The organism is Actinoplanes flavus, assembly GCF_017592555.1.
GTDB classification, from domain to species: domain Bacteria; phylum Actinomycetota; class Actinomycetes; order Mycobacteriales; family Micromonosporaceae; genus Actinoplanes; species Actinoplanes flavus.
The window spans coordinates 559994-584889 of sequence record NZ_JAGFNS010000001.1 but is presented as its reverse complement, the minus strand read 5'-3'; the positions used below and the strand labels follow the sequence as shown (position 1 = coordinate 584889).

Genomic DNA, 24896 nt, shown 5'->3' with positions numbered 1-24896 from the left:
GCTCACGGCATAATGCCCGGCTACCTTTGGTGCGTGCCGGAGGGACATACCATTCACCGCCTCGCGACCCGCCACCGTGAGCTCTTCGCCGGGCGTCCGGTGCGGGCACACAGCCCGCAGGGCCGCTTCACCGCCGGGGCCACCCTCATCGACGGGCGCGTGCTGCTCGACACCGAGGCGTACGGCAAGCATCTGCTGCACCACTACGAGGGCGATCGCATCCTGCACGTCCACCTCGGGCTGTACGGCAAGTTCGCCGACGGCGAGCTGCCCGCGCCCGCCCCGGTCGGCCAGCTGCGGATGGTTCTGACCGGTTCTGATCATTGGCTGGAGCTGCGCGGCCCGACCGCCTGCGAGGTCGTCGACCCGGCCGCGGCCGACCTGCTGCGGGCCCGTCTGGGCGCCGACCCGCTGCGCGACGACGCCGACCCGGCGTTCGCGTACGGCCGGATCCGCTCCAGCACCAAGCCGCTGTCCGCACTGCTCCTGGATCAGTCCATCGTGGCCGGCTGCGGCCTGATCTACGCCAACGAGGTGCTGTTCCGGGCCGGGCTGTCGCCGGCCACCCCGGGCGTCACGATCGGCCCGGACACCTGGACGGCGATCTGGGACGATCTGCGGGCGCTCATGAAGGAGGGCGTGGCCCGCGGCCGCATCGACACGGTGCACACCGAGCACACCCCGGAGGCGATGCGCCGGGCGCCGCGGGTGGACCGGCACGGCGGTGAGGTGTATGTCTACCGCCGCCCCGGCCAGCCCTGCCTGGTCTGCGGCACGCCGATCGCCCGCGGCCCGATGGCCGGGCGCAACCTCTACTGGTGCCCGGCCTGCCAGCCGCCGGTCACAGCGCCACGGAAGCGCTCGGCGTAGCGGACGGCGTCTCGGCCGGGGTGGTCGAGGGCGTGGGCGCGGGCGACGACGGGGCGGGGGTCGGCTCGGAAGCCGCGCCCGGGACGCCGACCTCGAAGTTCTCCACCAGCCAGGGGAGCAGTTCGGCGTACGCGGCCGTGGTGTCCGGCTGGTTGAAGTCGTGCGACAGCACGATCGCGCCCGGCCGGGTCTCCTTCCTGACCTGCGCGATGATCCGCTGCACGTGCTGCTCGGAGGTCTCGCCCTCGGGGTGCTCCCAGTCGCGCGGGTCCACCTCCCAGTAGAGGGAGGTCATGCCGTCGCCGTACGCCGTCTTGACCAGCCGGTCGGTGAAGTTGCCGCCGGGCGCCCGGAAGTAGGGGATCTCGGCATCCGGCACGGCCGCGCGGATCGCCGCGTTCGTCCGTTCCAGATCAGCGAGGATCTGCTTCGGCTTCTTCTTGCCGATCCGCAGGTCGTGGCTCCAGGTGTGGTTGCAGAGCACGTGCCCGGCGGCGGCGATCTGCCGGACCAGGTCCGGATGCCGCCGCGCCTGCGTGCCGACCAGGCAGAACACCGCCTTCACCTGGTGCTTCTCCAGCAGCGCCAGGATCCTCGGCGTCTCCGCCGGGTCCGGCCCGTCGTCGAAGCTCAGCATCACCAGCTTCGATCCGGTGGTGCGCAGCGAGTTGAACGGTCCGTCGCCGACCGGGACCACGACCTGCTCCGGCTGCTTTCCGGAGGGCTGGACGCTGGGCGTGACCGACGACGCCGGCGGCGAGGGCGCCACCGACGGGTCGACGACCGCCGGAAGGGCCTGGACCGGGTCCGGCTGGGGCTTCTTCTCCGGCTTCTTCTTCTCGCTCTTGCTGATCACGCCGACCGCCTCGGCGGCGGCGGTCATCACGCTGTTGCTCTCCCCGCCGGACTGCGGGATCGGCACGGCGGTCAGCAGCAGACCGGCGGCGACGAGCGTGCCGAGCAGCACCTGCGGGCGGTTCCGGGCGGCCCGCACCCAGGCCTCCACCGGCAGGCTGTCGGGCGCGCGATGCACGCCGGTGGACGCCTTGTCGGTCGTGGGCCGGCGCCGGCTCTGCGCGTGCCTGGCCTCCGCGGCGCGCGTCCGGCGGGCGGCCGTCCGGGAGGAGCCATACGATTCGTACGCCCCGGCGCGGTGCCGTGCGGAGTTGCCGCCCTCCAGGAAGGCGACCCGGGGAACCGGGATCCGCGGAACGGGGATCCGCGGAACCGGGATCCGGGGCGCGGGGGCGGTCGACGCCTCTGGCGCCCGGTGCCGCCCGGCCGGTCTGTCCCCTTGGGACGTCGGCTCCGGTGAGAGCGAAGAGTGCGGCGGCATCCGTCATGCCTACCGTGCCGCAAGATCAAGCGCGATACCGAATCCGTCACCTTGCCGGTACACGCGGTGATAGATGCAGGTCATCCCGTGCGGTTACGGAACGCAAACACCCGTCAGATCGATGATGTACCGTCCTCTCCGCGGGTGGCGGCGGCCAGCCAGGTCACCACGTCGGCCACCGAACCGCCCCGGGCCAGCAGCGCCCGCTGCCGTGTCGTGCCGGTGCCGTGCTCGCGCAGCCGTCCCATCAGGAGGGTGGCGGTGGCCAGGTCGCCGTGCCGTTCCAGCTCCGGCCGGACGTAGTCGAAGAGCTGCCGCAGCAGGCGCCAGGCCGGGCGCGGCTGCCGGGTGGCCATGTCGATGTTCAGCCCCTCGAGGCCGTCGTGCGCGGCCCGCCAGTGCGCCGCCATCAGCAGCGGATGCGGCACGTCCGGCGCCTCCACCCCGGCCCGCACCTCGTGCAGCAGGGTGGCGACCAGGGCCCGGGTCAGCGCGGCGAGCAGCACGGCGTCGTCGGTCGTGGGCATCACGTCGCCCATCCGGATCTCCACGGTGGGGTAGTGCGCGGAGAGCCGGGCATACCAGTAGAGCATCCCCTCGTCGAGCATCGCGCCGCTCTGCTTCAGGTCGTCGACCAGGGTCAGATAGTGCTCGTGCGACCGCAGGTACGGCGTCGGCCCCACGGTGGGCCACCGCTCCCACATCATCGAGCGCCAGCTGGCGTACCCGGTCTCGTGGCCGGCGAAGAGCGGTGAGTTGGCGGTGGCCGCCTGGAGCACCGGCAGCCACGGGCGCAGATGGTTGAGCACGCGGACGCCGGTCTCCGGGTCGGGGATGCTGACGTGCACGTGGGTGCCGCACATGCCCTGGCCGGGGGAGAGGTCGCCGAAGCGCTCCCGCATCCGGTGGTAGCGCGGGTCGTCGACGATCCGCATGCTGGGCCCGGCGGCCGGCCCGGTGCCGACCGCGAGCAGGCGCGCGCCGGCCCGTGCGGCGGCGTTGGCCACCCCGGCCCGGAGCCGGCGCAGAGCGGCGGCGAGATCGTCCAGCTCCAGTTGCGGCGGGCCGGCCACCTCGATCTGGCTGCGCTGGTACTCGTGCTGCACCACGTCCCGCAGTTCCGCGGGCACCTCGGCGAAGACCGCGTCGACGGCCTCCACGGCGTGCGGCTCCACCGCGTCGACCAGGAGGTACTCCTCCTCGACGCCGAGGGTGAGCAGGTCTTCGCGTTCGGCCTTGGCGGCGAGGTCGGGGGAGATCGCCGTGCCCTCGGTGGCGGTTTTCATGGGCACCCGGATACCCGGCGGCCGTTCCCCGGAAACGATCGGCGTACTTCCATATTGACAACGCATGGAAACAAGCGTGCAATCTGTGAGAGCGCTCTCTCCCGCCATATTCCCCCGCGAAAGGCGCATCCCCATGAAAGTCACCCGACGGATACTGGCCGTGGCCACCGCGATGCTCGCGGTCGGCGCCTCGGTGACCTTCGTCGCCCAGGCCGAGGCCGCCGTCCCCTCCGCGCCGGCGGGCATGAGCCTGGTGTTCAGCGACGACTTCACCGGTTCGGCCGGCACCGGCCTCAACCGCACCAACTGGCTCTACTCCACCGGCACCGGCTATCCCGGCGGCGCCTCCAACTGGGGCACCGGCGAGATCGAGACGATGACCGACTCGACCGCGAACGTCTACCAGGACGGCGGCGGCAACCTGGTGATCAAGCCGATCCGGGACTCCGCCGGCCGGTGGACCTCCGGCCGGGTCGAGACCCAGCGCACCGACTTCGCGGCCCCGGCCGGCGGGAAGATGCGGATGGAGGCGCGGATCCAGCAGCCCAACGTGACCGGCGCGGCCGCGGCCGGCTACTGGCCGGCGTTCTGGGCCCTCGGCGCGGCGGCCCGTCCGGTCGGCGCCACCAACTGGCCCAGCATCGGCGAGATCGACATCCTGGAGAACATCAACGGCCGCTCCAGCGTCTTCTCGGCCCTGCACTGCGGCAGCAACCCGGGCGGGCCGTGCAACGAGACCACCGGGCTGACCAGCGGTGAGCGAGCCTGCAACGGCTGTCTCGGCGCCTTCCACACCTACGCCATGGAGTACGACCGGAGCACCTCCCCGGAGCAGCTGCGGTTCTACCTGGACGGCTCCAACTACTTCACCCTCACCTCGAACGCGGTCGACTCCACCACCTGGAACAACGCCCTGCACCACGGGTTCTTCATGATCCTCAACGTGGCGATCGGCGGCGGGTTCCCGGCGGCCTTCGGGGGCGGCCCGACCTCGGCCACCCAGTCCGGCGTGCCGATGCTGATCGACTACGTGGCGGTCTACCAGTCGAGCGGCGGCACCACGCCGACGACCAGCCCCACCCCGACCCCGACCAGCGGCACCAGCCGGGACGCCTACTCCCGGATCGAGGCCGAGTCGTTCAACGGCTCCGCCGGGGTGCAGGTCGAGACGTGCTCGGAGGGCGGCCAGAACGTCAGCTACGTCGCGAACGGTGACTGGCTCCAGTTCAACAACGTCAACTTCGGGACCGGCGGGGTGAAGGACTTCGTGGGCCGGGTCGCGTCCGGTGCGGGAACCGCGGTCAGCGGCCTGGTCGAGGTACGCCTGGACAGTCGCAGCAACGCCCCGATCGGCAGTTTCGCCCTGGCCAACACCGGCGGCTGGCAGACCTGGACCTCGGTCCCCGCCAACGTGTCGAACGTGACCGGATCGCACACCGTCTACCTGACCTTCACCAGTGGTCAGCCGGCCGACTTCGTGAACGTGAACTGGATCCAGTTCCGGAAGTGACTCACGTGCGGGCGGCGGCGCGTTGCCGCCGCCTGCGCACCTTCTTCACCACCCAGGACGCGATCGCGACGGCGAAGAACGCCCCGATCGCGTAGTCGAACCAGTGGCTGTACCGCTCCACGTCCTGCCAGCGGGAGCCGAGCGCGTACCCGGCGCCGATGAACAGCGCGTTCCACACCCCGCTGCCGATCGCGGTGCAGAGGATGAACCAGCCCATCGGCATGCGGTTGGCGCCCGCCGGGATGGAGACCAGGCTGCGCACCACCGGGGCGCACCGGCCGAACAGCACGGCGGCCCGCTCGTGCCGCTCGAACCAGCGGTCCGCCTTGTTGAGGTCGTCCGTGTCGACCAGCGGGATCCGGTCCAGCCAGTGCTTCAGCCGCTCCTCGCCGAGCCCACGGCCCAGCCAGTAGAGCGCCACCGCCCCGAGCAGCGCGCCCAGCGTCGCGGTGACCCAGACCAGGACCGGATTCACCCGGCCCTCGCCGGCCAGGTACCCGGCCATCGACAGGACGATCTCGCTGGGGATCGGTGGGATCAGGTTCTCCAGGGCGACCAGCAGGCCGACCCCCACCTCGCCGAGCGATTCGATCACCGAGGCGACCCAGCCGGTCAGTCCGCCGAGATTGCCGAGATCGCCTTCGGCCATGTGTGCGCCTCCGTGGGTTTCGAGCGTGCGGAACTCTCTACACAGTGCAGCCGGTTGCTGAGAGTTACCCGAGAGAAAGCCGGTGAACCGTCCCCCGTATATACCTTTCATCGGTATATGCTTCCGGCATGAGTGAGAGCCCGATGCGGGAGCCGACGTTCCTCGTGCTCACCGCCCTGGCCGAGGAGCCCCGGCACGGTTACGCCGTGATCGAGGACGTGGCCACCATCACCGCGGGGCGGGTCCGGCTGCGTGCCGGCACGCTCTACGCCGCCCTTGACCGGCTGCGCGCCGAGGGCCTGATCGAGGTCGACCGGGAAGAGGTCGTGCAGTCCCGGCTGCGGCGCTACTACCGGCTCACCGCGGCCGGGGCGAGGAGCCTGGCCGCCGAGACCGCCCGCCTGCGCAGCCAGGCGACCATCGCCGAGCGGCGTCTGCGGGCCCGCGCCGAGATCGGAGGGGCCCCCGCGTGACCACCCTGGAAGTGCGCTACCGCCGCCTGCTGCGGATCTATCCGTCCGGCCACCGGGCCGCCTACGAGGAGGAGATGGTCGGCGTGCTGATGTCCGGCGCCGAGCCCGGCCGCCGGTTCCCCTCCCCGGCCGACGCGCTGGACCTGCTGCGGGCGGGCCTCACGGCGCGTCTCGGTCACTCCTTCCACACCCAGAGGGGTACGGGGTGGCGCGCCGCCGCCGCGGTCACCGGCCTGTTCGTCGCGCTGGCGCTGGCCGGTGGCGCGGTCAGCCGGCTGGCGGCCGGCCTGCTGCTGTGGGGGCGGGGCGACCCGATGCGCGCTCTCGGCGTCGACGGCCTGATGCTGGCCGATCCGGCGGCGCGCACGGTGATCTGGCTGCTGGTCGTCACCGCGGCGGTGCTGGGCCTGCGGCGGGCGACGGTGGGGCTCGCGGCCGCCGGTGTGCTGGTGCAGGCCGGGGCGATGCTGCTGTGGAGCGCGATCGTGCAGTTGCCGGCGATGTTCCTGTTCTGGCAGCTCGGCCTGGCGCTCGTGGTGACCGGCCTGTTCGCGTTCTCCGACCGCCCGGTCCGGGCCGTGCTGAGCGGCCGCGGCCTGGCCCTCGTCGCCGCCGGGACGGTGGTCGCGGCGACTACCGAGGCGATCGCCCGGTCCCGCGCGCAGGAACGCCCGTGGTTCGACCCGGGGTTCGCCGAAGTGTTCTGGGACCTGGCCTACTACGGGTTGCCGGTTCTGGCCCTGGCCGCCGCGGCGTGGACCGCCGGCCGCCGGGTGCGCGGCCGGATCGCGGTGCTGTCCGCCGTCGTCCTGATGATCGCGTTCGTCCTCCAGGCGCTGGACCAGGTGGTGACCGAGTGGCGCTACTCCGGCCCGACGGCCGGCGGCGTCCTGTCCGCCGTGGTGCTGTTCCTGCTGCCGTTCGCGGTGCTCGGTGGTGGCGTGCTGCTGCTGGGCCTCCGGGAACGTTTGGCCGACCGGGGCCACGGACATGTAAGGGCGCATGAATGACCGGTGGTACTCGAAAGCCGTCGTCTACTGCCTCGACATCGACTCGTTCGCCGATTCCGACGGCGACGGCTGCGGTGACATCCGCGGCCTGATCGGACGGCTCGACTACCTGGCCCGGCTCGGCGTCACCTGCCTCTGGCTCAACCCCGTCCACCCGTCGCCGGGCCGCGACGACGGGTACGACGTGTCCGACTTCTACAACGTGGACCCCCGGTTCGGCAGCCTGGGCGACTTCGCCGAACTGCTGCATCAGGCCGCCAACCGGGGCATCAAGGTGATCATCGACCTGGTGGTGAACCACACCTCGGACCAGCACCCGTGGTTCCGGTCCGCGCGTTCGTCGCCGGATTCCCCGTACCGTGACTGGTATGTCTGGAGCGAGACCGCTCCGCCGGACCGTGACCAGGGCATGGTCTTCCCCGGTGAGCAGGAGGCCACCTGGACCTACGACCGCACCGCGAAGGCCTGGTATTACCACCGGTTCTACAAGTTCCAGCCCGACCTGAACCTCAGGAATCCCGAGGTCCGGGCCGAGATCAAGAAGATCTGCGCGTTCTGGTTGCAGCTCGGGGTGGCCGGATTCCGGATGGACGCCGTGCCGTTCATCATCGAGGAGACCCAGCCGGGCGAGCCGTCCCCGCCGATGGACTTCGACTTCCTCACCGACCTGCGCCAGCACGTGCAGTGGCGGCGCGGCGACGCGATCCTGCTGGCCGAGGCCAATGTGGAGCCGGAGCGGCTGGTCGCCTACTTCGGCGACGAGAGCGGCTCCAGCAACCGCATCCACATGCTGTTCGACTTCATGCTCAACGCCCGGCTGGTGCTCGCCCTGGCCCGGCGGGACCCGGAGCCGATCATCGACGCGCTGCGTGACTCGCCCCGGCTGCCGGCCGGCGGCCAGTGGGCCACCTTCCTGCGCAACCACGACGAGATCGACCTGTCCCGGCTCACCGCCGAGCAGCGCCGCGAGGTGTTCGAGCAGTTCGGGCCGGACGAGGACATGCAGCTGTACGGCCGGGGCATCCGCCGTCGCCTGGCCCCGATGCTGGGCAACGACCGGCGCCGGCTGGAACTCGCCTACGCGCTCCAGTTCAGCCTGCGGGGCACTCCGGTGCTGCGGTACGGCGAGGAGATCGGGATGGGCGACGACCTCACGCTGCCGGGGCGCAACGCCATCCGTACCGCGATGCAGTGGTCCCTGCTGCCGAACGGCGGCTTCTCGAGCGCCCGGACGGAGGACCTGGTCCGGCCGGTGATCTCCGGCGGCGAGTTCGGGTTCGAGAAGGTCAACGTGACCCTGCAACGGCACGATCCGGCGTCGCTGCTGTCGTGGTTCGAGCGGATGATCCGTACCCTCCGGGAGGCCCCCGAGATCGGCAGCGGCCGCTGCACCCACGTCGACGTGCCCGCGCCGCGCGGCGTGCTCGCGCACCGCGCCGACGATGTCACCGGCACCATGCTGTTCGTGCACAATCTGAGCGACGCTGACGCGGTGGTCGATCTCAGCAGCCTGTCCGGGGAGGCCGAGTTCCCGAACGACGTGCTGGCCGACCGGGAGTACCCGGAACCGGACGGACTCGACAAGATCAAGGTCAGCGGGTACGGATACCGGTGGATCCGGATGCGCAGAACCGCCTGACGGGCATTAGGCTCGGCCTCCGAATCGCGGAGATCACTGTTGGAGGCCGCAATGTCGCAGTCCGTCCCCTCTCGTGTCGCCATCGTGACCGGAGCCGCCCGCGGCATCGGCGCCGCGATCGCCCGCAAGCTCGCCGCCGACGGCCTGGCCGTGGCGGTCGTCGACCTGGACGAGAAGTCCGGCGCCGAGACGGTGGCCGCGATCGAGGAGGCCGGCGGCCGGGCCATCGCCATCGGCGCCGACGTGGCCGACAAGGACCAGGTGGTGGCCGCCGTCGAGCGGACCGTCGCCGAGCTGGGCGCGCCGACCGTGCTGGTCAACAACGCCGGCGTGCTGCGCGACAACCTGCTCTTCAAGATGAGCGAGGACGACTGGGACACGGTGATGGCCGTCCACCTGCGCGGCGCGTTCCTGTTCAGCCGGGCCGTCCAGCAGCACATGGTCGCCGCCGGGTACGGCCGGATCGTCAGCCTCTCCAGCACCTCCGCCCTCGGCAACCGCGGCCAGGCCAACTACGCCGCCGCCAAGGCCGGGCTCCAGGGTTTCACCAAGACCCTCGCGATCGAGCTGGGCAAGTTCGGCATCACCGCGAACGCGGTGGCGCCGGGCTTCATCGTCACCGACATGACCAAGGCGACCGCCGCCCGGATCGGCGTCGACTTCGCCGACTTCGAGAAGCACACGGTGAGCCAGATCCCGGTGGCCCGCGCCGGCCGCCCGGAGGACGTGGCGAACACGGTCGCCTTCCTCGCCGGCGAGGGCGCCGGATTCGTCTCCGGACAGGTGATTTACGTGGCCGGCGGGCCGAGGGACTGAGGAACGCGGTGGCTGGCAACTTGCTGAGAAGAGTTACAAAGAAATCATGAACCGACGCATGAGTTCCCGGACCGTGTCGTTGACCAGCACCTTCCTCCTGCTGGCCGCGGGGGGCACTGCGGCGTGCGACAACGACGAATACGTCGACGAGGGCTTCTACTGCGCCGACGCCAACGGTGTGGTCGTCGACGAGGACTACTGCGACGACGACGGTGGCGGTGGCAGCGGCGGGGGCGGCTTCTTCATCTGGCACTCCGCCGGCTACCGGTCGGGCTACCCGGTCGGCCACAAACTGCCCTCCGGCGGGTCCAAGTTCGCCTACAACGACGCCGCCTCGCGTGCCAAGTTCGGGCTGCCGTCGAGCGGGCGGATCAGCAACGGGACGGTCAAGACCAGCGTGGTCGGCAAGGGCGGCAGCGGCTCGTCGAGCAAGTCCGGGGGCTGAGGTGCGGCGGATCCCGTACGGTCCGGTCCGCGACGGTTGGCAGCTGACCAACTTCAGTCTCGGGCTGACGTACAACGACGACGTCCTGCCCGACGGGACGGCGTACTCGTACTGGCAGGAAGGCCCGTACTACGAGTTCACCGCGGCGGAGATCGAGGAACTGGAGGCGGCCACCACCGCCCTCTACGCCATGTGCCTGGAGGCCGGCGACTGGATGGCCGGTCAATGCCCCCGGCGCACCGCCGAAGGCCGCCGCCAGGGCTTCTTCTCCTCGGTCTGCACCGCGGACTCGTGCTTCCTGACCCGTATCGGGATCCCCGAATACACCCACGAGCAGATCCTCCGCACCTGGTTCGACGGCGACGCCGAAACCTGGACGCACCGCGACAAGGACCCGGACGGCCGCCTGCCGATGCAGACGCCGGACTTCTCGCCGACCGTCTACGGCCGCTTCGACCTCTGGTACAACGGCGCCGGCACCGTCCCGAAACTGCTCGAGTTCAACGCGCAGACGCCGACGTCCCTGGTCGAGGGCGCGGTCATCCAGTGGCACTGGATGGACCAGACCGGCGTGGCCCAGCACGAGTGGCGGCAGTGGAACTCGATCCACGAGCGCCTGGTCGGCTGGGAGGACCAGCCCGGCGAACCGGGCGATCCGGGCGCCTGGCGGCGCAACATCGCCAAGTTGCGCGAGGCACGTCCCTGGCTCCCGGAGAAACCCAAGATCTATTTCGCGTACGAGACGAGCGAGACGTCCGGCGAAGACCGGATGAACGTGGCGTACCTGATGGCGACCGCGGAAGAGGCCGGCTTCCCGGTCGAACTGATCGCGATGAGCCAGATCGGGTGGGACGTGGCCGGCGACCGGGTGCTCTTCGTCCCCGGGCCGGGCCAGGAACACCGGGCCGAACCGATCGACGTCGTCTTCATGCTCTACCCGTGGGAATGGTTCTGGCACGAGGAGGGCGGCAAAGCCTTCTTCCGGAACATGGCCGACCCGGAAAAACGCGGGACGGTGTGGATCGAGCCGCCCTACAAGGCCGCGCTGCTCGGCAACAAGGCGCTGCTCCCGGTGCTGTGGAAACTCTTCGGCGACGACCCGGAACGCTCGAAATACCTGCTCCCGGCCTACTTCGCCGAGTCGTCCGGCGCCCGCTCACTGACGTCGTACGCGAAGAAGCCCGTCTGGGGCCGCGAAGGTGGCTCGGTCACCCTCGTCCGCGACGGCGTCCCGCTCACCTCCACCTCCTCGGAGTACGGCGCGGACGGCCGCTACATCGTCCAGGAGCTGTGCGAGCTGCCGTCCTTCGACGGCCTCGAAGGCACCGTCCACCCGGTGATCGGCGCCTGGCTGATCGACGGCGAACCGGCCGGCATGGGCATCCGCGAGGGCGTCGGCACCGCGGGCCTGGTGACCAACAACATGTGTAACTTCGTTCCCCATGTTATTGGTATTGCCTGATTGCTGTGCCTGATTGCTCCGCTTCGCTCCGCGGCAAAACGCCTTGTAACCGGTGACGAGGCAGGTGATTTCCCGCCGCCAGCACACCCCGCTGGCGTCGGCAAATCACTTGCCTCGTCACCGGCGGCGTTTTGCGGGTTGGTCTGTGGTGTGGGTGCGTGGGGACGGCGGGGTGGTGCGTGTGGGTGCGGTGGCTCCGTGTTCGCCCTGCTGTCGGCGGCGTTTTGCGGGTTGGTCTGTGGTGTGGGTGCGTGGGGGCGGCGGGGTGGTGCGTGTGGGTGCGGTTGACTCCGGCTGCTACTCGGGCTTGTGGCGCCAGATCCACCACAAGCCCACGAAGGGCAGGACCAGGGGGACGTAGCCGTAGCCGCTGCCGAAGTCGGACCAGACGGTGGCGTCCGGGAAGTCGCCGCGGTCCAGGACGCTGAGCGTGCCGATGACGAGTACGCCGATCAGCTCTACGGTGCAGCTGATCAGGGCGATCCGGCGGCCGCGCGGGCCGCCCCGGGCCAGGCCCACGGTCGCCGCGATGTAGACCAGGCCGGCCAGGGCGGACAGCACGTACGCCAGCGGCGCCTCGGAGAAGTGGGTGCTGATCTGCACCAGGGCGCGGGCGCTCGCGGAGAGGGCGAAGACCCCGTAGACGAGCAGCAGCACCCGGCCCAGGCCGGAGTTGAGCGCGGCGTCGCCGGGGCGGGTGGCGGTGGTTTCCTCAGGCACCGGCCACCGACGCGATCTGCTGCAGGCGCAGCACGAGAACGGGCAGGATGAGGCAGCCGACCCCGAGGATCACGCTGCCCCAGCGGGTCGGCTCCATCTTGGCGAGCACCAGCGCCGTCGGGACGAAGGCGATCGTCGTGATCAGATAGCCGGCGAAGGTCCCGGTGTCGGCCGGGCGGTCGCCGTCGAAGAGGCCGATCACGGCGACCACGACGAGAACCACGACCAGCGCGGTGAGCACGACGGCGGCGAGCAGGTCGAACCGGCTGGGCGCGCGGTCGAGCGCCGCCCGCAGCAGATACCACGCCGCCAGGACAAGGGCGGCGACGATCGTCGCCACCGACAGGGGACCGTTCACCCGGCCAGGGTACTGAGGGCCTCTCGGCCTGGTAACTTCCGGCCCGGAGATCAGTGACGTGAGGATGGTCGATCCGGTGCGCTTCGGACTTTTCGGTACGGGCCCGTGGGCTCAGCAGGCACACGCCCCGGCGCTTGCCGATTCACCCGGTGTGGAGTTCGCCGGCGTGTGGGGGCGCGATCCGGAGAAGGCGGCCGCCCTGGCCGACCGGTACGGCGTCCCCGTCTACACCGACCCGTCCGCCCTGATCTCGGACGTGGACGCGGTGGCGTTCGCCGTGCCGCCGGACGTGCAGGCGCCGCTCGCCGTCGAGGCGGCCACCGCCGGACGGCATCTGCTGCTGGACAAGCCGATCACCACCCGTACCGCGGACGCCGAGGCGCTCGTGGCCGCGGCCGCCGACGTGGCGTCGGTGGTCTTCTTCACCCGCCGGTTCACCGCGGCGCTGGACGACTTCCTGGCCTCGGCGGTCGCCGCCGGCGGCTGGACCGAGGCGCGGGTCGACCACCTGGGTTCGATCTTCACGCCGGACAACCCGTTCGGGGCGTCGCCGTGGCGCAAGGAGCGGGGCGGCCTCTGGGACGTCGGCCCGCACGCGCTGGCCCTGGTGATCCCGGTGCTGGGCCCGGTCGCCGAGGTGGCCGGCATGGCCGGCGGGCGTGACCTCACCCATCTCATGCTGCGGCACACCGGCGGGGCGGTGAGCCGGTTGACGCTCGCCGTCGACGCCCCGCCCGCGTCCGCCCGCGAGGAGGCGGTCTTCGCCGGTGAGGCGGGGGTGTGGAGCGTCCCGGAGATCGCATGGGCCCCGGTCGACGCGCTGCGCCGGGCCCTCGCCGGGCTGCTGGCGGCGGCCGAGGGCGGTGAGCGGCCGTCCTGTGACGTGCGGTTCGGCGCTGAGGTGACCGCGATCCTGGTCGCCGCCGAACGGGCGGTCACCGAACGGACCACGATCACCCTGGCCGGCTAGGGGACCGTGCGCTCGATCGCGGCGGCGCCGTCGCGTTCGAGCTCGGCTTTCGCGCGGGCGACGTTCTCCGGCGTGGGGTACTTGCCCTGCGCGACGGCCAGATCCTCCGGATCCCAGGGCTGCTCGGCGCCTGTCCGCCAGTTCGGTGTGGTCGGCCCGGTCTCGGTCCTGCTCATCATTGCCCTCTCCACGAATCGGGTGTGATCGGGCGTATACCCGATTTCGGGCGTTCTACGCCGGATGGCCGGGAGGGGAGACACGGCCGGCCGAACTGAGCGCTAACTGGACAGAGCCTGCGCGTTACGGATGGACGCATAGTAGCGAGCCGAATACATTTTCGGCTTGTCACGCGCGCCGGGAGGACGGCCCGGTGGCGGCTGTCGCGGGCCCGCGACGACCGCCGGGCGCGTGTCGGGGTGAGGGGATGCATTGCATGACCGACTGCACAGCCAGAGGCACGACGGATTGCACCGCAGCCGGAGCGAAGCCGGCCCGGCTTGGGGGAGCGCCGGCGTGACCGGCCTGTGGGACGCCGAGCGGGACGCGTCCGCGGTGGTCCAGGCCCTGTCCGGCCTGGCCGAACTGCTGCGCGACGTGGAGACCGCCGATCCCCGGGTGCTGCGGAGCCTGGCCGAGAACGGCGAGGCGGCCGCCGAGCGCGTGGTCGCGTTCCTGCGGCAGCAGTGCCGGGCCTCCGACGGCGAGGTGGCCACGGTGCCGCCGCGCCTGGCGGCCTGGAGCGACTGGACTCCGCTGCGGGGTCACCTGTTCGGGGCCGCCGCGGCCCCGCGGAGCACCGGCGGGGTGCCGCAGCCGCGGCGCTGCGACCCCGGGGAGTGACACCCGATCAGGTGTTCCCGGCCCGCAGGGCCTCGGACGGCGCGACGCCGAAACGCTTCCGGTACGCCGACGCGAACCGGCCGAGATGGGCGAACCCCCAGCGGTGCGCCACCTCGGCCACCGTGACGGCGGCCGGATCGCCGTGCCGCAGCGCCTCGTGCGCCCGGGTGAGCCGGACGTCCTGGAGGTAGGCCATCGGCGCGCACCCGACGTGCCGCCGGAACCCGGACTGGAGCGAGCGGACGCTGATCCCGGCGATGGCGGCCAGCTCGCCGACCGTGAAGGCGCGCTCCGGTGCGTCGGTGATCGCCGCCATGGCCCGGCGGATCGGCCGGGGCGGTCCGGCGATGGGCGGCGCCACCAGCTCCTCGTGGTACCGGTGCGGCACGCTGAGCAGCAACCCGCTGAGCACGCTGCCGCACAGCTGCTCGGCGATGACCGGCTCGTGGATCAGGCTGCTCTCGTGCTCCAGTTCGTCGCGCAGCAGCCGGATGAGCCGGCTCCAGCTGTGCGCCGGCCCCTCGGTCAGGTCGAACGCGGGCGGCAGGTCGATCGGTCCCTCGATCGGGTGACCCAGCAGCCCGGCCAGCTCCGCCTCCAGGGCCCAGCTCTCGATCCGTACGCCCAGCTCCGCGCTGTTCGGTTCGTGCCGCAGGCGGACCCGGTCCCCGGGCCGGAACGCCAGCGCCGTGGCCGGGGACGCGGTCAGCTCCCGGCCGCCGCGCCGCACCCGCACCAGCCCCGCGGTGGGCAGCGTGACGTGATACGCCTCGGCTTCGGCGACGTCCAGAGTTGCGCTACGGGCGAACGTGAGGTGGCCTACGGTGAGCGGTCCGAGTTGGATCATCTCGGCGCCCAGTTCGAGATCGTTCCCGATCGACGCTGAGTGGTAGAAACGATTCAGGACCTCGCGGGCACGCTCGCCGTCGACACTGTCGAAGTAGACGGATCCCGGCGCCGATGTGGCGCGGGGAGGGGCGTCAACCATCCCGGCCGGAGCTCCAACGCATACGGTGAGTTTCGGTCCGAGTCAGTGGACAGTCAACGTGGCCGCCACGCGGTGACCGTTCCAGCGCATTCCGGCCATATGAACTACTCTGGCGTTCCGCGCCTACGTGGCGTAACTTGCAGACCAGCGGATTGTTGAAGGTACGCGGGTTCCGGTCGGCGTCCTCCGATGATCGCCTCCAGCGCACGGCCCCTTCTCCGGCCGGCGCACCGAGTGTCCCGCGGCATGTCGGCGTCAGCCCCGGCTGTGCGCCAGAAAGAGGGCAGCTGTGTATCTGCCGATCACGACCCGCCAGCTGGCTGACGGCACCGTCGAGATCGCACCTAGCGGCGAGATCGATCTGGACAACGCACACGTCATGCGGGACGCGGTGAACGACGTCCTGACCGGCATGACGCCGAGCCGGATCTGCCTGGACCTGCAACGGGTGATGCTGATCGACAGCATCGGGATCGGCATCCTGGTCGCCTGCTTCCACACGGCCGCGGCGAGCGGCGTGAAGCTGGTGGTCAGCCACCCGAGCGCCACCGTCTACCGGCAACTGTGGGTCTCCGGCCTGGTCGGCCTGCTGGGCTGCGCCGAGCCGCCGAGCCCGCGGACCTCGGTGGGCCTGCGCCCGTCCTGATCTCACCCGTCCGGGGAGGGCCGGCCGATCGCGGCCGGGCCCCCACCGGCGGGCGGTGGCCGAACTTGCGGTTGCCGCCACCCGTCAGTCGTTGAGCTGCGCCCGCTCGATCTCGGCGAGGGTCGCGGCCCACCAGGGTGCGAGCGGCCGGCCGGCCAGCAGATCGGCGAGCAGCACCGCGGCGTTGCGGGCCAGCGCGCCCGGTCCCGGGGGCGGTGTCCCGTCCTCGTCCAGCACCCCGAGCGCCGCGGCCAGCAGCCAGAGCACCACCTGCGGGTCGGCCTGTTCCGGCCAGGACCGGACACAGCTCGCCAGCGCGGCCCGTACGTCGTCGGCGGTGAGCCCGTCCGGATGGCCGTCCTCGAGCAGCAGGCGGACCGCGGTGCCGAGAACCAGGCCGCTCCGCGCCGGATCGAGCGCGGCCAGGGCGGTCACCGCGTCGTCCAGGGCCGTCGTGTCCTTCGCCCGGACCGCGGCGACCGCGGTGGTGGCCGCGGCGGCGATCGGGCGGGCCGGTGCGGGCAGATGCCGCCAGGTATCGGTCATGGAGGCGACCCTACGGCGGTCCGGCTGGCAGGGTGGGGAGGGTACGAAGGGGGTGCCCGGGATGACGAACCTGGACGCGGTGTCGGCGTGGGTGGACAAGTACCGCAAGGCGTGGGAGTCCAACGATCCGGAGGACGTCCGCGAGCTGTTCGCCGGTGACGCCGCCTACTTGACGGCGCCCTACGCGAAGCCCTGGATCGGCCGCGAGGCGATCGTCGCGGGCTGGCTGAAACACCGCGACCGGCCGGGCACCACCACCTTCACCTGGCATCCGCTGATCGTCACCGAGGAGATGGCGGTGATCGAGGCGAGCACCACCTACCCGAAGCGGCGCTACCGCAACCTGTGGGTGCTGCGCCTCGACCTGACCGGACAGGCCCGGCAGTTCACGGAGTGGTGGATGCGGGAACCGTGAGCCGCCCGGCGGCCACCGGAAGGATCAGCCGGGTGCCGGTCAGGTGGACGGTGTGCAGGCAGGGGGCCATGTGGCGGCCCTCGGCCGGGTCGCCGGGCGTGCCCAGGTTGCGGGCGAACCGGGGGAACGCGCCGCCGGAGATCTGCAACCGCAGCCGGTGCCCGGCCCGGAGCCGGTGGAAGCACGGATCCAGGGTCAGGGTGACCCGCTGGACCTGCCCGGCCGGTGTCGCCGGGTCGAGGCGCAGGTGCCGGTCGGTGATGTTGAAGGACCGCTCCCGCTCGTCGACGTCGCAGATCCGGGCGAAGACGTCGCCGTACGGGTTGTCCAGCGCGACCGCCAGCTCCACGACGGGTGAGCCGATCACGTCGACCGCGGTCGGCAGCGGCTCGGTGGTGAAGGTCAGCACGTCGGAACGCCGCTCCAGCCGCCGGTTGTCGCGGACCCCGGCCGCCCCGGTCAGGGTCCGCCCGCCGACCGAGGGCGTCGGGTTCGCCGGGTCGTAGGTGAACGCCGCGTTGCCCTCCGGCCGCTCGGGTTCCGCCGTGGTGAGGCCACGGTCGGCGCGCGGGTGGAAGGCGACCGGCTCGGCCGGCGGCGGCCAGGACGGCATCTCGTGCCAGGCGCCCTGCCCGGTGCGGTGGACCCGGACCGGTTGGCGGCGGGCGGCCGGCCCACCGGCGAGGTGCTGGTCGAGCCAGGCCACGCTCTCCCGGGCGACCAGGCCGGCGGCCCGGGTGGCGACCTGGAAGTGCGTCCACGGGCCGACCGTGAGGGCCACGTCGGCGCCGCGGGCGGCGAGGGCCTCGTACTGCTGGAGGGTCTGGTCGAGGAACAGGTCCTGCCAGCCGCCGATCAGCAGCACCGGTACCTCGGTCTTCGCCAGGGCGGCGCCGGCCCGGTACGGCTCCCACCACGGGTCGTCGCCGTCCGGGTGGGACAGCCACTCGCGGTACCAGGGGGCGCGCCCGCGGAGCACCGGCACCGCGGCGTGCGGCAGCGGCAGCCCGGTGAGGCCGGGCGCCACCCGGCGGGGCGCCCACGCCATCGTGAGCAGTCGCCGCAGCCCGCCGCCGTCCTCCTGGTGGGCGATCTGGTCGCTCCAGCCGAGGAAGTCGCCCAGGGTGAACGCCCCGGTGCCCCACACCGCCTCGCGGAAGTCGTGCGGGGCCACGTAGATCACCGCGGCGCGCAGCTCGGGCGGCGGGTCCTGCAGCAGCGTCCACTGCGTCCACCCGAGGTAGGAGGCGCCGAGGGTGGCCAGCCGCCCGTCGAACCAGGACTGTCCGCGCAGCCACGCGACGGTGTCCTGACCGTCCTCGGTCTCCTGGGCCATCGGCCGGAACGCGCCGCCGGAGCCGAACGTGCCGCGCACGCTCTGCAACAGCACGTGGTAGCCGCGGGCGGCCAGCAGCCGCCCGTTGAGCGCCGAGGTGGGGAAGCCGCGGCCGTACGGGGTACGGATGAGCACCGTCCCCCGGGCGTCGGCGGAATCCGGCGCGAAATGATCACCGATCAGTTCGGTGCCGTCGCGCATCGGCGTGCGTACTTCGGAGATCGAATACGAATGGAGCGCCGGAGTCTGCCCGAGAACCCGGCCGAGAATACTGTCCGCCGTGGAGACCGCCATACCCGGAACACTATCCGAATGTGAAAGGTGAATGGCATTCGAACGCGGCTCGGATGTGCGAATTCCCGAGCATTTCGGCAGACTGCCTCGGGTGCAGGTGGAGCGGAAACTCGGCGGCCGGTATCGGCTGATCAATGAACTCGGCCGCGGCGGCATGGCCGTCGTCTGGCACGCCCTGGACGAGGTGCTGAACCGCCCGGTCGCGGTGAAGGTGCTGGCCGGCCGTTATGCCGGCGACCCCCGGTTCGGGCTGCGGATCCTGCACGAGGCGCGGGCGGCGGCGACCCTCTCGCATCCGAACATCGCGCAGATCTACGACTTCGGGGAATCCGAGGAGAACGGGCAGCCGGTCCCCTATGTGGTCATGGAATTGATCAACGGGCCGACCCTGCAACAGCGGGTGTCGCGCGGCCGCGTGCCACCGCGTACGGTCTTCCGGATCTGCGGCGAGGTGGCCACCGCGCTGGCCGTCGCGCATGCCGACGGGCTCGTCCACCGGGACGTCAAACTCGCCAACATCATGGTCACCCCGGCCGGCGCCAAGGTGGTCGACTTCGGCATCGCCGCCGTCGCCGGGCCCGCCTCGCCCGAAGACGCCCTGCTCGGCACACCCGCCTACCTGGCGCCGGAACGGCTCACCGGCGGCGCGATCGAGCCCGCCTCGGACGTCTACGCGCTCGGCGTGCTGCTCTACCGCCTGCTCACCGGCGGCGCGCCGTGGACGGTGGAGACCACCACCCAGATGCTCGAGGCGCACGTCTACCAGGAGCCGCTGCCGCTGCCCGACCTGCCCGGCGTGCCCCCCGAGATCGTCGACCTGGTCGGCCGCTGCCTGGCCAAGGAGCCGTGGATGCGTCCGGCCGCGGCCGAGGTGGCGGGCGTTCTGGGCGACGCGGCCGAGGCCGTCGGCGTGACGAAGACCGAGGAGGTACGGGAACCCGCACCCGATTCCCCGGACGCCCCCGACGAGATCACCCGGCGGGTCGAACCGCCCGTGCGCGAGTGGACGGAGCCCGTCCCACCCGTACCGGAAAGGGGTCGAAAGCGTGCCCGGCTCCTGGTCGGCGCCCTGGCCGCGGCCCTGCTCGCCGCCGTGCCGATGCTGCTCGCCGGGCACGAGGGCGACCCGGCCGGCGAGCCCGGCGTGGCCGCTCCGCCCGCCGCCTCACCCGGAGTGACCCGAAGCGGCGCCGGCGGCCCGGCCGTCACCCGTCCCGCCGAATCCGCCACCCGGCCCACGAAAGCGGCGGTGACCAGCCGTGGCCCGGTCGTCTCGCCCGGTCCGCCGGACGGCCCGGACGGCTCGGGGCGGCCGTCGCCGCCCGGTTCGCAACCGAGCGTGACCGTCACCGAGCCGTCCGGCCCGGCCGAACCGCAGGGCACCCGGCTGGCGTCGCCGGGCGGGTCGGTGCTGGCCCGGTGCGTCCCGGCGGGCGCCGAGCTGCTGTCCTGGGAGCCGCGGCCCGGATTCACCGTGGGCCGGGTCGAGCGGGGCCCGTCGCTGACCGCGGTCGTGGTCTTCGCCGGGGTCCTGGAGCGCTATCGGATGACCGTGACCTGCGTGGGGAACCGGCCGTCCGCCGTGGTGCTGCCGTTATAGGCCGGTGCGTCCCGCGGGCTGCCGGGCTGAGTCGGATGTCCGACTAAACTGCGGCGGCACGCTGCGAAGGGACATCGATGACGGCGACCGCACCCACCGACCAGAGCATGCTGACCCGGTTCCGGGCCGCGTTCCGGCTCACCCCGCCGCCACCGCGACCCGAACCGGCCCCGGCCCCGGCCCCGCCGTCCGTGCTCAACCTGGTGCCCGACCCGGGGTTCCGCGGCGATCCGGCGGCCGTTCCGGTCTCCGCCGCGACGGCGGCCGAGTCCGTCGAGGTGCCCGGCCGGCCCGGCGTGACCGGCCTGCGGCTGACCGGGCTGACCGGCGACGACGACACGTTCGCGGCGCCCGCCGGGATCACCCTGCGGCCCGGCGGCACCTACACGGCGAGTGTCTCGCTCTTCCTCACCGAACCGCTCGGCGGCCGTTTGCACCGGTCCGCACTGCGGCTGGTCGCCGAATGGACGGCCGACGACGCGGCCGCCGCCCCGGCCCGGTCGGCGCCCGCCCGCAACGAGCACGGGCACCACCGGATCAGCGTGACCTTCACCGTCCCGGCGGCCGCCCGGGACGCGGTCGTCCGGCTGCGCGCCGGCATGGCCGCCGGACAGGGCGCGGTCGTCTGGTACGACTACGCGGTCACCGAGACCACCGCCCCGGTGCCGCACTTCGACGGCGCCACCCCGGACGACCCCTGGTTCTCCCACGAGTGGACCGGCGAGCCGGACGCGTCACCGTCCCGCCGGACGCTGCGGCCCACCGCCCCGGCCGCCGGCCTGCCCCGGCTCACCGCCGCGGAGGCGGCGTTCCTGCGGTCGTCCGCGGGGGACGACCCGCTGGCGCTCGCCCGGATCGCGCTGGCCGAGGGCGACCCGACCGCCGCCGGCACGGAACTGCGCCGGGTGGTCAAGGCCGGCGATCCGGACGGCGAGGCGGCGTACCGGCTGGGCCGGATCGCGCTGGCCGAGAACCGCTGGGCGGCGGCCGAGCAACTGCTGCGCGGCGCCGCGGCGAAGAGCCCGGAGGACTACGAGCGGGGGTACGCGCTGGCCGCCGCCTACGACCGGCTCCGGCGCCGGGACGACAGCCGGCGCGCCTCGGCGGCGGCCCTGGTCCACGACACCAAGCTGCCGTTCGACGGGCCGGCCCTGCTGGACTCCGACGTACCGGCCTTCGGCGCGCGCCGGGAGCTGGGGATCTTCCTGGCCGAACACCTCGGGCAGATCCGTACGCAGGCGGCGCAGCGGCTGGACCGCCCGGTGCGCAGCCGTTTCGACCAGCCGATCTTCGTCTACTGGGCGCAGGGCTTCGACGCCGCGCCGCCGGTGGTCCGGGCCTGCCTCGCGGCGGTGCGGGCACACAACCCGGGCGTGCACGCGCTGTCCCGCGACGACATCGGCAACTACGTGGACGTGCCGGAGGACCTGGCCGCCGCGCTCCAGGACGACCACGGGCACTTCTCCGAACTGCTGCGGATGCTGCTGCTGGAGAAGTTCGGCGGGGTGTGGGTGGACGCCACCTGCTTCGTCTCCGAGCCGCTGCGCCCGCACGTCGACCGGGCGCTCGCCAAGGGAAGCGTCTTCGCGTTCGACTACACCGGCCCCTACCTGTCGAACTGGTTCCTGGCCGCCCGCCCGGACAGCTACGTCATGCACCTGTGGCGGGCCGCGTCGTTCCTGTGGTGGGAGAAACGCGGCGAACTGATCGACCCGCTGCTGCACCACCACATCTTCGAGATGCTGTGGCACTGCGACGACCGGTTCCGGGCCGAATGGGACGCCGGACTGCGGCTCAACGCGACGCCGCCGCACGCGCTGCGGTCGGTCATGCTGCGGCCGTACGAGCCGGAGATGTTTCAGACGATCATGGAAGGCGCGTTCGCGCACAAGCTGCGCCTGCGGTACGACCCGGGCGCGCTGAGCAGCGAATCGTACCTGGCCCGGATCATTCGGGGCGACCATTCGTACGGTGGGTGACGCGCCTTGTCCGTACATTCTTCGAGATTCTCAGGAATTGTTTCCCCCGGCCCCTGATCTCTCATCTGCCCGGGGTGAGGCGGTCCACCGCCGCGGCACGGCATCCTGCGGAGATCCGTGAGAAGGGAGCCGGTGATGGCAGTGGACACGTTCCTGGTCTATGTCGGGGCGTACTCGAGTGTGGCCCAGGCGCGGGCCGACTACGACGCGGTGAAAGAACTGCACCGGAAAGCGAACCTGATCGACGCGTACGACGCGGCGGTCATCGAACGCAAGGCGAACGGCAAGACCACGATCGTCAAACAGCACGAGACACCCACCCGGGTGGGCGGTGTCGTCGGCGGCGGCTTCGGCCTGGCCACCGGGCTGGTCGTGGCGCTGTTCCCGTTCGCGGCGATCGGCGGCGGTCTGCTGGCGGCCAGCACGGCCGGTGGCGTCGCCCTCGGGGCGCTGGCCGGTCACGCCGCGGCCGGGCTGAGCCGGCACGACCTCAAGGAACTGGGCGAATACCTGGACGAGGGCCAGGCCGGCCTGGTGGTGATCGCCGTCGCGGACATCGGCTCGAAAGTGGAGCACGCCATGGCCAACGCCGAGAAGACCGCCACCCGGGAGCTGCAGGCCGACACCGCCGAGATCGAGAAGGACGTCGTCGCGGCCGGGGACAAGTAATGATCGAGGCTCTGCCGGACCTGCCGGAGTCCGTGCTGGGCTTCCGGTTCGCCGGCTCGGTGACGCGGGAGGAATACCGGACGGTCTTCCTCCCGCGGACCCGGGCCGCGCTGGGCGAGGGCTGGCGGATCCGCTTGCTGGTGATCGTCGACGACGACTGCGGGTGGTTCCAGCCCGGGGCGTTCTGGGAGGACATGAAATTCGGCCTGGGAACGGCCCTGCGGCACCATTCGCTGTGGGAACGGATCGCCCTGGTCTCCGACGCCGAATGGGTGACCCGCGCCCTGACCGTCTTCGGCCGCACCATCCCCGGCGAGGTGCGCCATTTCCCCCGGGCCGACCTGGCCACCGCAACGGATTGGCTGACCGTCCGCCACGACCGCCCAGAAAAGCAGAAAGGCCACTGACCAATGGTCAGCGGCCTGAAAGAAGTTTGTGCCCCCGGCAGGATTCGAACCTGCGCTTTCGCCTCCGGAGGGCGACGCTCTATCCCCTGAGCTACGGGGGCTCAGTGAGGAAGAGCCTAGCAGGGCCCCGGAGGCCCCGGCCAATCGGTATCGCGAAAACACGGCGGGCCGCCGGTGTGATGCCGGCGGCCCGTCGATAAGCGCAGGTCAGGATGCGGTGTCGAGCCGCTTCTGGAGATCCTGCATGTCGGTCAGGTCGCGCTGCTGGCTGTTGATGGACAGCTGCGCCGACTCGACCACCTCCGGGTCGTCGCTCAGCTCGACCACCTCCTGGGCCATGTGGATGCCGCCCAGGTGGTGGTTGATCATCAGCTTCATGAAGAGGCGGTCCTCGTCGAGGCCGGTGGCCTCGCGGAGCTGCTTCAGCTCCTCCGGGGTGGCCATGCCGGGCATGAGGCCGTCCTTCACGCTCTCCGCCCCGTCCGGCATCCAGGACATGGCCGGCTTCGAGCCGGTCGGCTGGAGATTCCACTCGCGCAGCCACGCCTGGAACATGCCGATCTGGCCCTGCTGGGTGAGGGCGATGTCGCGGGCCATCATCCGGACCTCGTCGTTGGTCGCGCGGGTGTAGGCGATCATGCCCATCTCCACGGCCTGCGAGTGGTGGGTGGACATGTCCCGGGCGAAGCCGGCCTCCGCGGAGTCGTCGGCCGGCAGGCTCTCGCCGCGGGGGATCAGGAATCCGATCGCCACGCCCAGCAGCAGGCCGACCACCAGGGTCGCGGGCAGCCAGTAGCCGGAGCGGCGGTTCTCCGTCGCCAAGGTCAGCTCTGCGGGACGACGCCGGTGGCCGACACGCCGCCGTCACAGGCCGCGGTCGGGCCCTCGATCGACGCGTTGATCCGCAGCGACTGGATGAACTCGTCGATCCGCGGGTCGTCCACCGAGTCGACCTTCAGCTGGTAGCCCCAGGCCTGGAGGGAGACGTTGTCGCTCAGGCCGGGCACCGGGCTCAGCATGAGCTTCTCCTTGCCCTCGACCCGGTCGGCCAGCTTCTCCACCTGGTCCTCGGGCAGACCCTGCTTGTAGGTGATCCAGACGGTGCCGTGCTCCATGCTGTGGACCGCGTGCTCGTTCGCGATCGGCTCGGAGTAGACGACGCCGTTGCAGTTCTGCCAGCTCGGGTTGTGCTCACCGGCGACGGGGGGCTGCTGCTCGTACGAGAGCTTGCCGTTCTTGTGCTGGCTGCCCTTCACCAGATCCGGGTTCGACTCCCGGTAGTTGGTGATGCCGGCGATGGCGGCGGCCCGGTCGGCCCACGGCACGGCCTGCTTCTTCTCCTGCTGGATCGATGCGACGACCCCCCAGCCGATGATGCCGACGGCGATCAGGACGACGACACCGGCGACCGCGATCGGTCCCCAGTTGCGTCCGCCGGCCACCTTGACCGGGCTGACTGGCTTACGGCCCTTTCCGCCCTTTCCGCCCTTCCCGCCCTTTCCGGCGGGCCGGTTGCCCCCTGGCCGGTTCGCGCCGGACCTGGCCGCCGGCGGCTTTCCCTGGCCGGTCGTCTTGTCGACCTTGACGGTGGACGGGACCCGTTCGGGCCCCGGCGTGCTCATGCTCATCGTG

The 24896-nt window shown here is 71.8% G+C and carries 27 protein-coding genes and 1 tRNA gene; 16 read left to right on the top strand and 12 right to left on the bottom strand.

Annotated features, from left to right (window positions below; all coding sequences use genetic code 11):
* The first annotated feature begins 33 nt into the window (after nt 1-33).
* Nucleotides 34-870, top strand: coding sequence for an Fpg/Nei family DNA glycosylase (locus tag J5X75_RS02690; protein ID WP_208465572.1), 837 nt, complete (start codon nt 34-36; stop codon nt 868-870).
* On the opposite strand, the gene J5X75_RS02685 is transcribed toward J5X75_RS02690, so the two are convergent.
* Both J5X75_RS02685 and J5X75_RS02680 read right to left on the bottom strand, forming a co-directional pair.
* The gene (locus tag J5X75_RS02685) at nt 842-2206 is read right to left on the bottom strand and encodes a polysaccharide deacetylase family protein (RefSeq protein WP_238487125.1); all 1365 of its coding nucleotides are present in this window, start codon (nt 2204-2206) and stop codon (nt 842-844) included. The genes J5X75_RS02690 and J5X75_RS02685 overlap by 29 nt on opposite strands.
* Before the next feature lie 113 nt (nt 2207-2319).
* Nucleotides 2320-3498 (bottom strand): carboxylate-amine ligase, encoded by a 1179-nt coding sequence (locus J5X75_RS02680; RefSeq protein WP_372450829.1) that lies wholly within the window; start codon nt 3496-3498, stop codon nt 2320-2322.
* A 127-nt stretch (nt 3499-3625) separates the two neighbouring features.
* On the opposite strand from J5X75_RS02680, the gene J5X75_RS02675 reads away from it, so the two are divergent.
* The gene (locus J5X75_RS02675) at nt 3626-5002 is read left to right on the top strand and encodes a carbohydrate-binding protein (protein ID WP_208465568.1); all 1377 of its coding nucleotides are present in this window, start codon (nt 3626-3628) and stop codon (nt 5000-5002) included.
* A 1-nt stretch (nt 5003) separates the two neighbouring features.
* On the opposite strand, the gene J5X75_RS02670 is transcribed toward J5X75_RS02675, so the two are convergent.
* Nucleotides 5004-5651, bottom strand: a complete 648-nt coding sequence (locus J5X75_RS02670; RefSeq protein ID WP_208465566.1) for a DedA family protein — start codon at nt 5649-5651, stop codon at nt 5004-5006.
* A gap of 128 nt (nt 5652-5779) precedes the next feature.
* On the opposite strand from J5X75_RS02670, the gene J5X75_RS02665 reads away from it, so the two are divergent.
* From J5X75_RS02665 to J5X75_RS02640, 6 genes are read left to right on the top strand one after another with little or no spacing between them, the layout of a single operon-like run.
* Entirely contained in the window at nt 5780-6124 is a 345-nt protein-coding gene (locus J5X75_RS02665; protein ID WP_208465564.1) for a PadR family transcriptional regulator, read from the top strand.
* On the top strand, nt 6121-7134 hold the full coding sequence (locus J5X75_RS02660) for a hypothetical protein (protein ID WP_208465562.1): 1014 nt from the start codon (nt 6121-6123) through the stop codon (nt 7132-7134). Before J5X75_RS02665 ends, J5X75_RS02660 begins: the two co-directional genes overlap by 4 nt.
* On the top strand, nt 7127-8773 hold the full coding sequence (locus tag J5X75_RS02655; protein WP_208465560.1) for an alpha-amylase family protein: 1647 nt from the start codon (nt 7127-7129) through the stop codon (nt 8771-8773). Before J5X75_RS02660 ends, J5X75_RS02655 begins: the two co-directional genes overlap by 8 nt.
* A 51-nt stretch (nt 8774-8824) precedes the next feature.
* The gene (fabG, locus tag J5X75_RS02650) at nt 8825-9589 is read left to right on the top strand and encodes a 3-oxoacyl-ACP reductase FabG (RefSeq protein WP_208465558.1); all 765 of its coding nucleotides are present in this window, start codon (nt 8825-8827) and stop codon (nt 9587-9589) included.
* 46 nt (nt 9590-9635) lie between these two features.
* Nucleotides 9636-10034 (top strand): hypothetical protein, encoded by a 399-nt coding sequence (locus J5X75_RS02645; protein WP_208465557.1) that lies wholly within the window; start codon nt 9636-9638, stop codon nt 10032-10034.
* Between the two features lies 1 nt (nt 10035).
* Nucleotides 10036-11496 carry a glutathionylspermidine synthase family protein gene (locus J5X75_RS02640; RefSeq protein WP_208465556.1) on the top strand — a complete coding sequence of 487 codons (1461 nt, stop codon included), beginning with the start codon at nt 10036-10038 and terminating at the stop codon, nt 11494-11496.
* Nucleotides 11497-11793: 297 nt separating this feature from the next.
* On the opposite strand, the gene J5X75_RS02635 is transcribed toward J5X75_RS02640, so the two are convergent.
* Together J5X75_RS02635 and J5X75_RS02630 are read right to left on the bottom strand one after the other, a co-directional pair.
* Complete coding sequence (locus J5X75_RS02635) at nt 11794-12216, bottom strand: hypothetical protein (RefSeq protein ID WP_208465555.1); 423 nt, start codon at nt 12214-12216, stop codon at nt 11794-11796.
* The gene (locus tag J5X75_RS02630) at nt 12209-12574 is read right to left on the bottom strand and encodes a hypothetical protein (protein WP_208465554.1); all 366 of its coding nucleotides are present in this window, start codon (nt 12572-12574) and stop codon (nt 12209-12211) included. The genes J5X75_RS02635 and J5X75_RS02630 overlap by 8 nt, the downstream gene beginning before the upstream one ends.
* A 64-nt stretch (nt 12575-12638) precedes the next feature.
* Between J5X75_RS02630 and J5X75_RS02625 the strand changes: the two genes are divergently transcribed.
* Complete coding sequence (locus tag J5X75_RS02625; protein ID WP_208465704.1) at nt 12639-13544, top strand: Gfo/Idh/MocA family protein; 906 nt, start codon at nt 12639-12641, stop codon at nt 13542-13544.
* Here the strand turns inward: J5X75_RS02625 and J5X75_RS02620 are convergent.
* On the bottom strand, nt 13541-13720 hold the full coding sequence (locus J5X75_RS02620) for a hypothetical protein (protein ID WP_208465553.1): 180 nt from the start codon (nt 13718-13720) through the stop codon (nt 13541-13543). The genes J5X75_RS02625 and J5X75_RS02620 overlap by 4 nt on opposite strands.
* Before the next feature lie 337 nt (nt 13721-14057).
* Between J5X75_RS02620 and J5X75_RS02615 the strand changes: the two genes are divergently transcribed.
* Complete coding sequence (locus tag J5X75_RS02615; protein ID WP_208465552.1) at nt 14058-14384, top strand: hypothetical protein; 327 nt, start codon at nt 14058-14060, stop codon at nt 14382-14384.
* Between the two features lie 7 nt (nt 14385-14391).
* On the opposite strand, the gene J5X75_RS02610 is transcribed toward J5X75_RS02615, so the two are convergent.
* The gene (locus tag J5X75_RS02610) at nt 14392-15372 is read right to left on the bottom strand and encodes a helix-turn-helix transcriptional regulator (RefSeq protein WP_208465551.1); all 981 of its coding nucleotides are present in this window, start codon (nt 15370-15372) and stop codon (nt 14392-14394) included.
* Between the two features lie 289 nt (nt 15373-15661).
* Between J5X75_RS02610 and J5X75_RS02605 the strand changes: the two genes are divergently transcribed.
* Nucleotides 15662-16018, top strand: a complete 357-nt coding sequence (locus J5X75_RS02605; protein WP_183216858.1) for an STAS domain-containing protein — start codon at nt 15662-15664, stop codon at nt 16016-16018.
* Nucleotides 16019-16102: 84 nt separating this feature from the next.
* Here J5X75_RS02605 and J5X75_RS02600 read toward each other — a convergent pair whose 3' ends face one another.
* A complete protein-coding gene (locus tag J5X75_RS02600; RefSeq protein ID WP_208465550.1) occupies nt 16103-16564 on the bottom strand; it encodes a hypothetical protein in 462 nt (153 codons plus the stop codon).
* Here J5X75_RS02600 and J5X75_RS02595 point away from each other — a divergent pair.
* Nucleotides 16563-16979 carry a nuclear transport factor 2 family protein gene (locus J5X75_RS02595; protein ID WP_238487124.1) on the top strand — a complete coding sequence of 139 codons (417 nt, stop codon included), beginning with the start codon at nt 16563-16565 and terminating at the stop codon, nt 16977-16979. The two genes, J5X75_RS02600 and J5X75_RS02595, sit on opposite strands and share 2 nt — an antisense overlap.
* Here the strand turns inward: J5X75_RS02595 and J5X75_RS02590 are convergent.
* A complete protein-coding gene (locus J5X75_RS02590) occupies nt 16951-18609 on the bottom strand; it encodes a CocE/NonD family hydrolase (RefSeq protein WP_208465548.1) in 1659 nt (552 codons plus the stop codon). The two genes, J5X75_RS02595 and J5X75_RS02590, sit on opposite strands and share 29 nt — an antisense overlap.
* A 91-nt stretch (nt 18610-18700) precedes the next feature.
* Between J5X75_RS02590 and J5X75_RS02585 the strand changes: the two genes are divergently transcribed.
* From J5X75_RS02585 to J5X75_RS02570, 4 genes are all read left to right on the top strand, one after another.
* Nucleotides 18701-20209 carry a serine/threonine-protein kinase gene (locus tag J5X75_RS02585; RefSeq protein ID WP_307797894.1) on the top strand — a complete coding sequence of 503 codons (1509 nt, stop codon included), beginning with the start codon at nt 18701-18703 and terminating at the stop codon, nt 20207-20209.
* A gap of 77 nt (nt 20210-20286) precedes the next feature.
* A complete protein-coding gene (locus tag J5X75_RS02580; protein ID WP_208465546.1) occupies nt 20287-22188 on the top strand; it encodes a capsular polysaccharide synthesis protein in 1902 nt (633 codons plus the stop codon).
* A gap of 135 nt (nt 22189-22323) precedes the next feature.
* The gene (locus tag J5X75_RS02575) at nt 22324-22857 is read left to right on the top strand and encodes a hypothetical protein (protein ID WP_238487123.1); all 534 of its coding nucleotides are present in this window, start codon (nt 22324-22326) and stop codon (nt 22855-22857) included.
* The gene (locus J5X75_RS02570; RefSeq protein WP_208465544.1) at nt 22857-23264 is read left to right on the top strand and encodes a SpoIIAA family protein; all 408 of its coding nucleotides are present in this window, start codon (nt 22857-22859) and stop codon (nt 23262-23264) included. Before J5X75_RS02575 ends, J5X75_RS02570 begins: the two co-directional genes overlap by 1 nt.
* Nucleotides 23265-23293: 29 nt before the next feature.
* On the opposite strand, the gene J5X75_RS02565 is transcribed toward J5X75_RS02570, so the two are convergent.
* From J5X75_RS02565 to J5X75_RS02555, 3 genes are all read right to left on the bottom strand, one after another.
* Nucleotides 23294-23365: transfer RNA gene (locus tag J5X75_RS02565), tRNA-Arg, on the bottom strand.
* 106 nt (nt 23366-23471) lie between these two features.
* A complete protein-coding gene (locus tag J5X75_RS02560) occupies nt 23472-24086 on the bottom strand; it encodes a DUF305 domain-containing protein (protein WP_238487122.1) in 615 nt (204 codons plus the stop codon).
* 2 nt (nt 24087-24088) lie between these two features.
* Nucleotides 24089-24892: a thioredoxin-like domain-containing protein gene (locus J5X75_RS02555; RefSeq protein ID WP_208465543.1), complete on the bottom strand. Its 804-nt coding sequence runs from the start codon at nt 24890-24892 to the stop codon at nt 24089-24091.
* Nucleotides 24893-24896: the final 4 nt, after the last annotated feature.

Coding starts and splice junctions, on each gene's coding strand:
- J5X75_RS02620 (WP_208465553.1), bottom strand. CDS start 13,720: ATGAGCAGGACCGAGACCGGGCCGACCACACCGAACTGGCGGACAGGC.
- J5X75_RS02575 (WP_238487123.1), top strand. CDS start 22,324: ATGGCAGTGGACACGTTCCTGGTCTATGTCGGGGCGTACTCGAGTGTG.
- J5X75_RS02555 (WP_208465543.1), bottom strand. CDS start 24,892: ATGAGCATGAGCACGCCGGGGCCCGAACGGGTCCCGTCCACCGTCAAG.
- J5X75_RS02580 (WP_208465546.1), top strand. CDS start 20,287: ATGACGGCGACCGCACCCACCGACCAGAGCATGCTGACCCGGTTCCGG.
- J5X75_RS02590 (WP_208465548.1), bottom strand. CDS start 18,609: ATGGCGGTCTCCACGGCGGACAGTATTCTCGGCCGGGTTCTCGGGCAG.
- J5X75_RS02610 (WP_208465551.1), bottom strand. CDS start 15,372: ATGGTTGACGCCCCTCCCCGCGCCACATCGGCGCCGGGATCCGTCTAC.
- J5X75_RS02655 (WP_208465560.1), top strand. CDS start 7,127: ATGAATGACCGGTGGTACTCGAAAGCCGTCGTCTACTGCCTCGACATC.
- J5X75_RS02670 (WP_208465566.1), bottom strand. CDS start 5,651: ATGGCCGAAGGCGATCTCGGCAATCTCGGCGGACTGACCGGCTGGGTC.
- J5X75_RS02595 (WP_238487124.1), top strand. CDS start 16,563: ATGGAGGCGACCCTACGGCGGTCCGGCTGGCAGGGTGGGGAGGGTACG.
- J5X75_RS02685 (WP_238487125.1), bottom strand. CDS start 2,206: ATGCCGCCGCACTCTTCGCTCTCACCGGAGCCGACGTCCCAAGGGGAC.
- fabG (WP_208465558.1), top strand. CDS start 8,825: ATGTCGCAGTCCGTCCCCTCTCGTGTCGCCATCGTGACCGGAGCCGCC.
- J5X75_RS02600 (WP_208465550.1), bottom strand. CDS start 16,564: ATGACCGATACCTGGCGGCATCTGCCCGCACCGGCCCGCCCGATCGCC.
- J5X75_RS02665 (WP_208465564.1), top strand. CDS start 5,780: ATGAGTGAGAGCCCGATGCGGGAGCCGACGTTCCTCGTGCTCACCGCC.
- J5X75_RS02625 (WP_208465704.1), top strand. CDS start 12,639: ATGGTCGATCCGGTGCGCTTCGGACTTTTCGGTACGGGCCCGTGGGCT.
- J5X75_RS02645 (WP_208465557.1), top strand. CDS start 9,636: ATGAACCGACGCATGAGTTCCCGGACCGTGTCGTTGACCAGCACCTTC.
- J5X75_RS02570 (WP_208465544.1), top strand. CDS start 22,857: ATGATCGAGGCTCTGCCGGACCTGCCGGAGTCCGTGCTGGGCTTCCGG.
- J5X75_RS02675 (WP_208465568.1), top strand. CDS start 3,626: ATGAAAGTCACCCGACGGATACTGGCCGTGGCCACCGCGATGCTCGCG.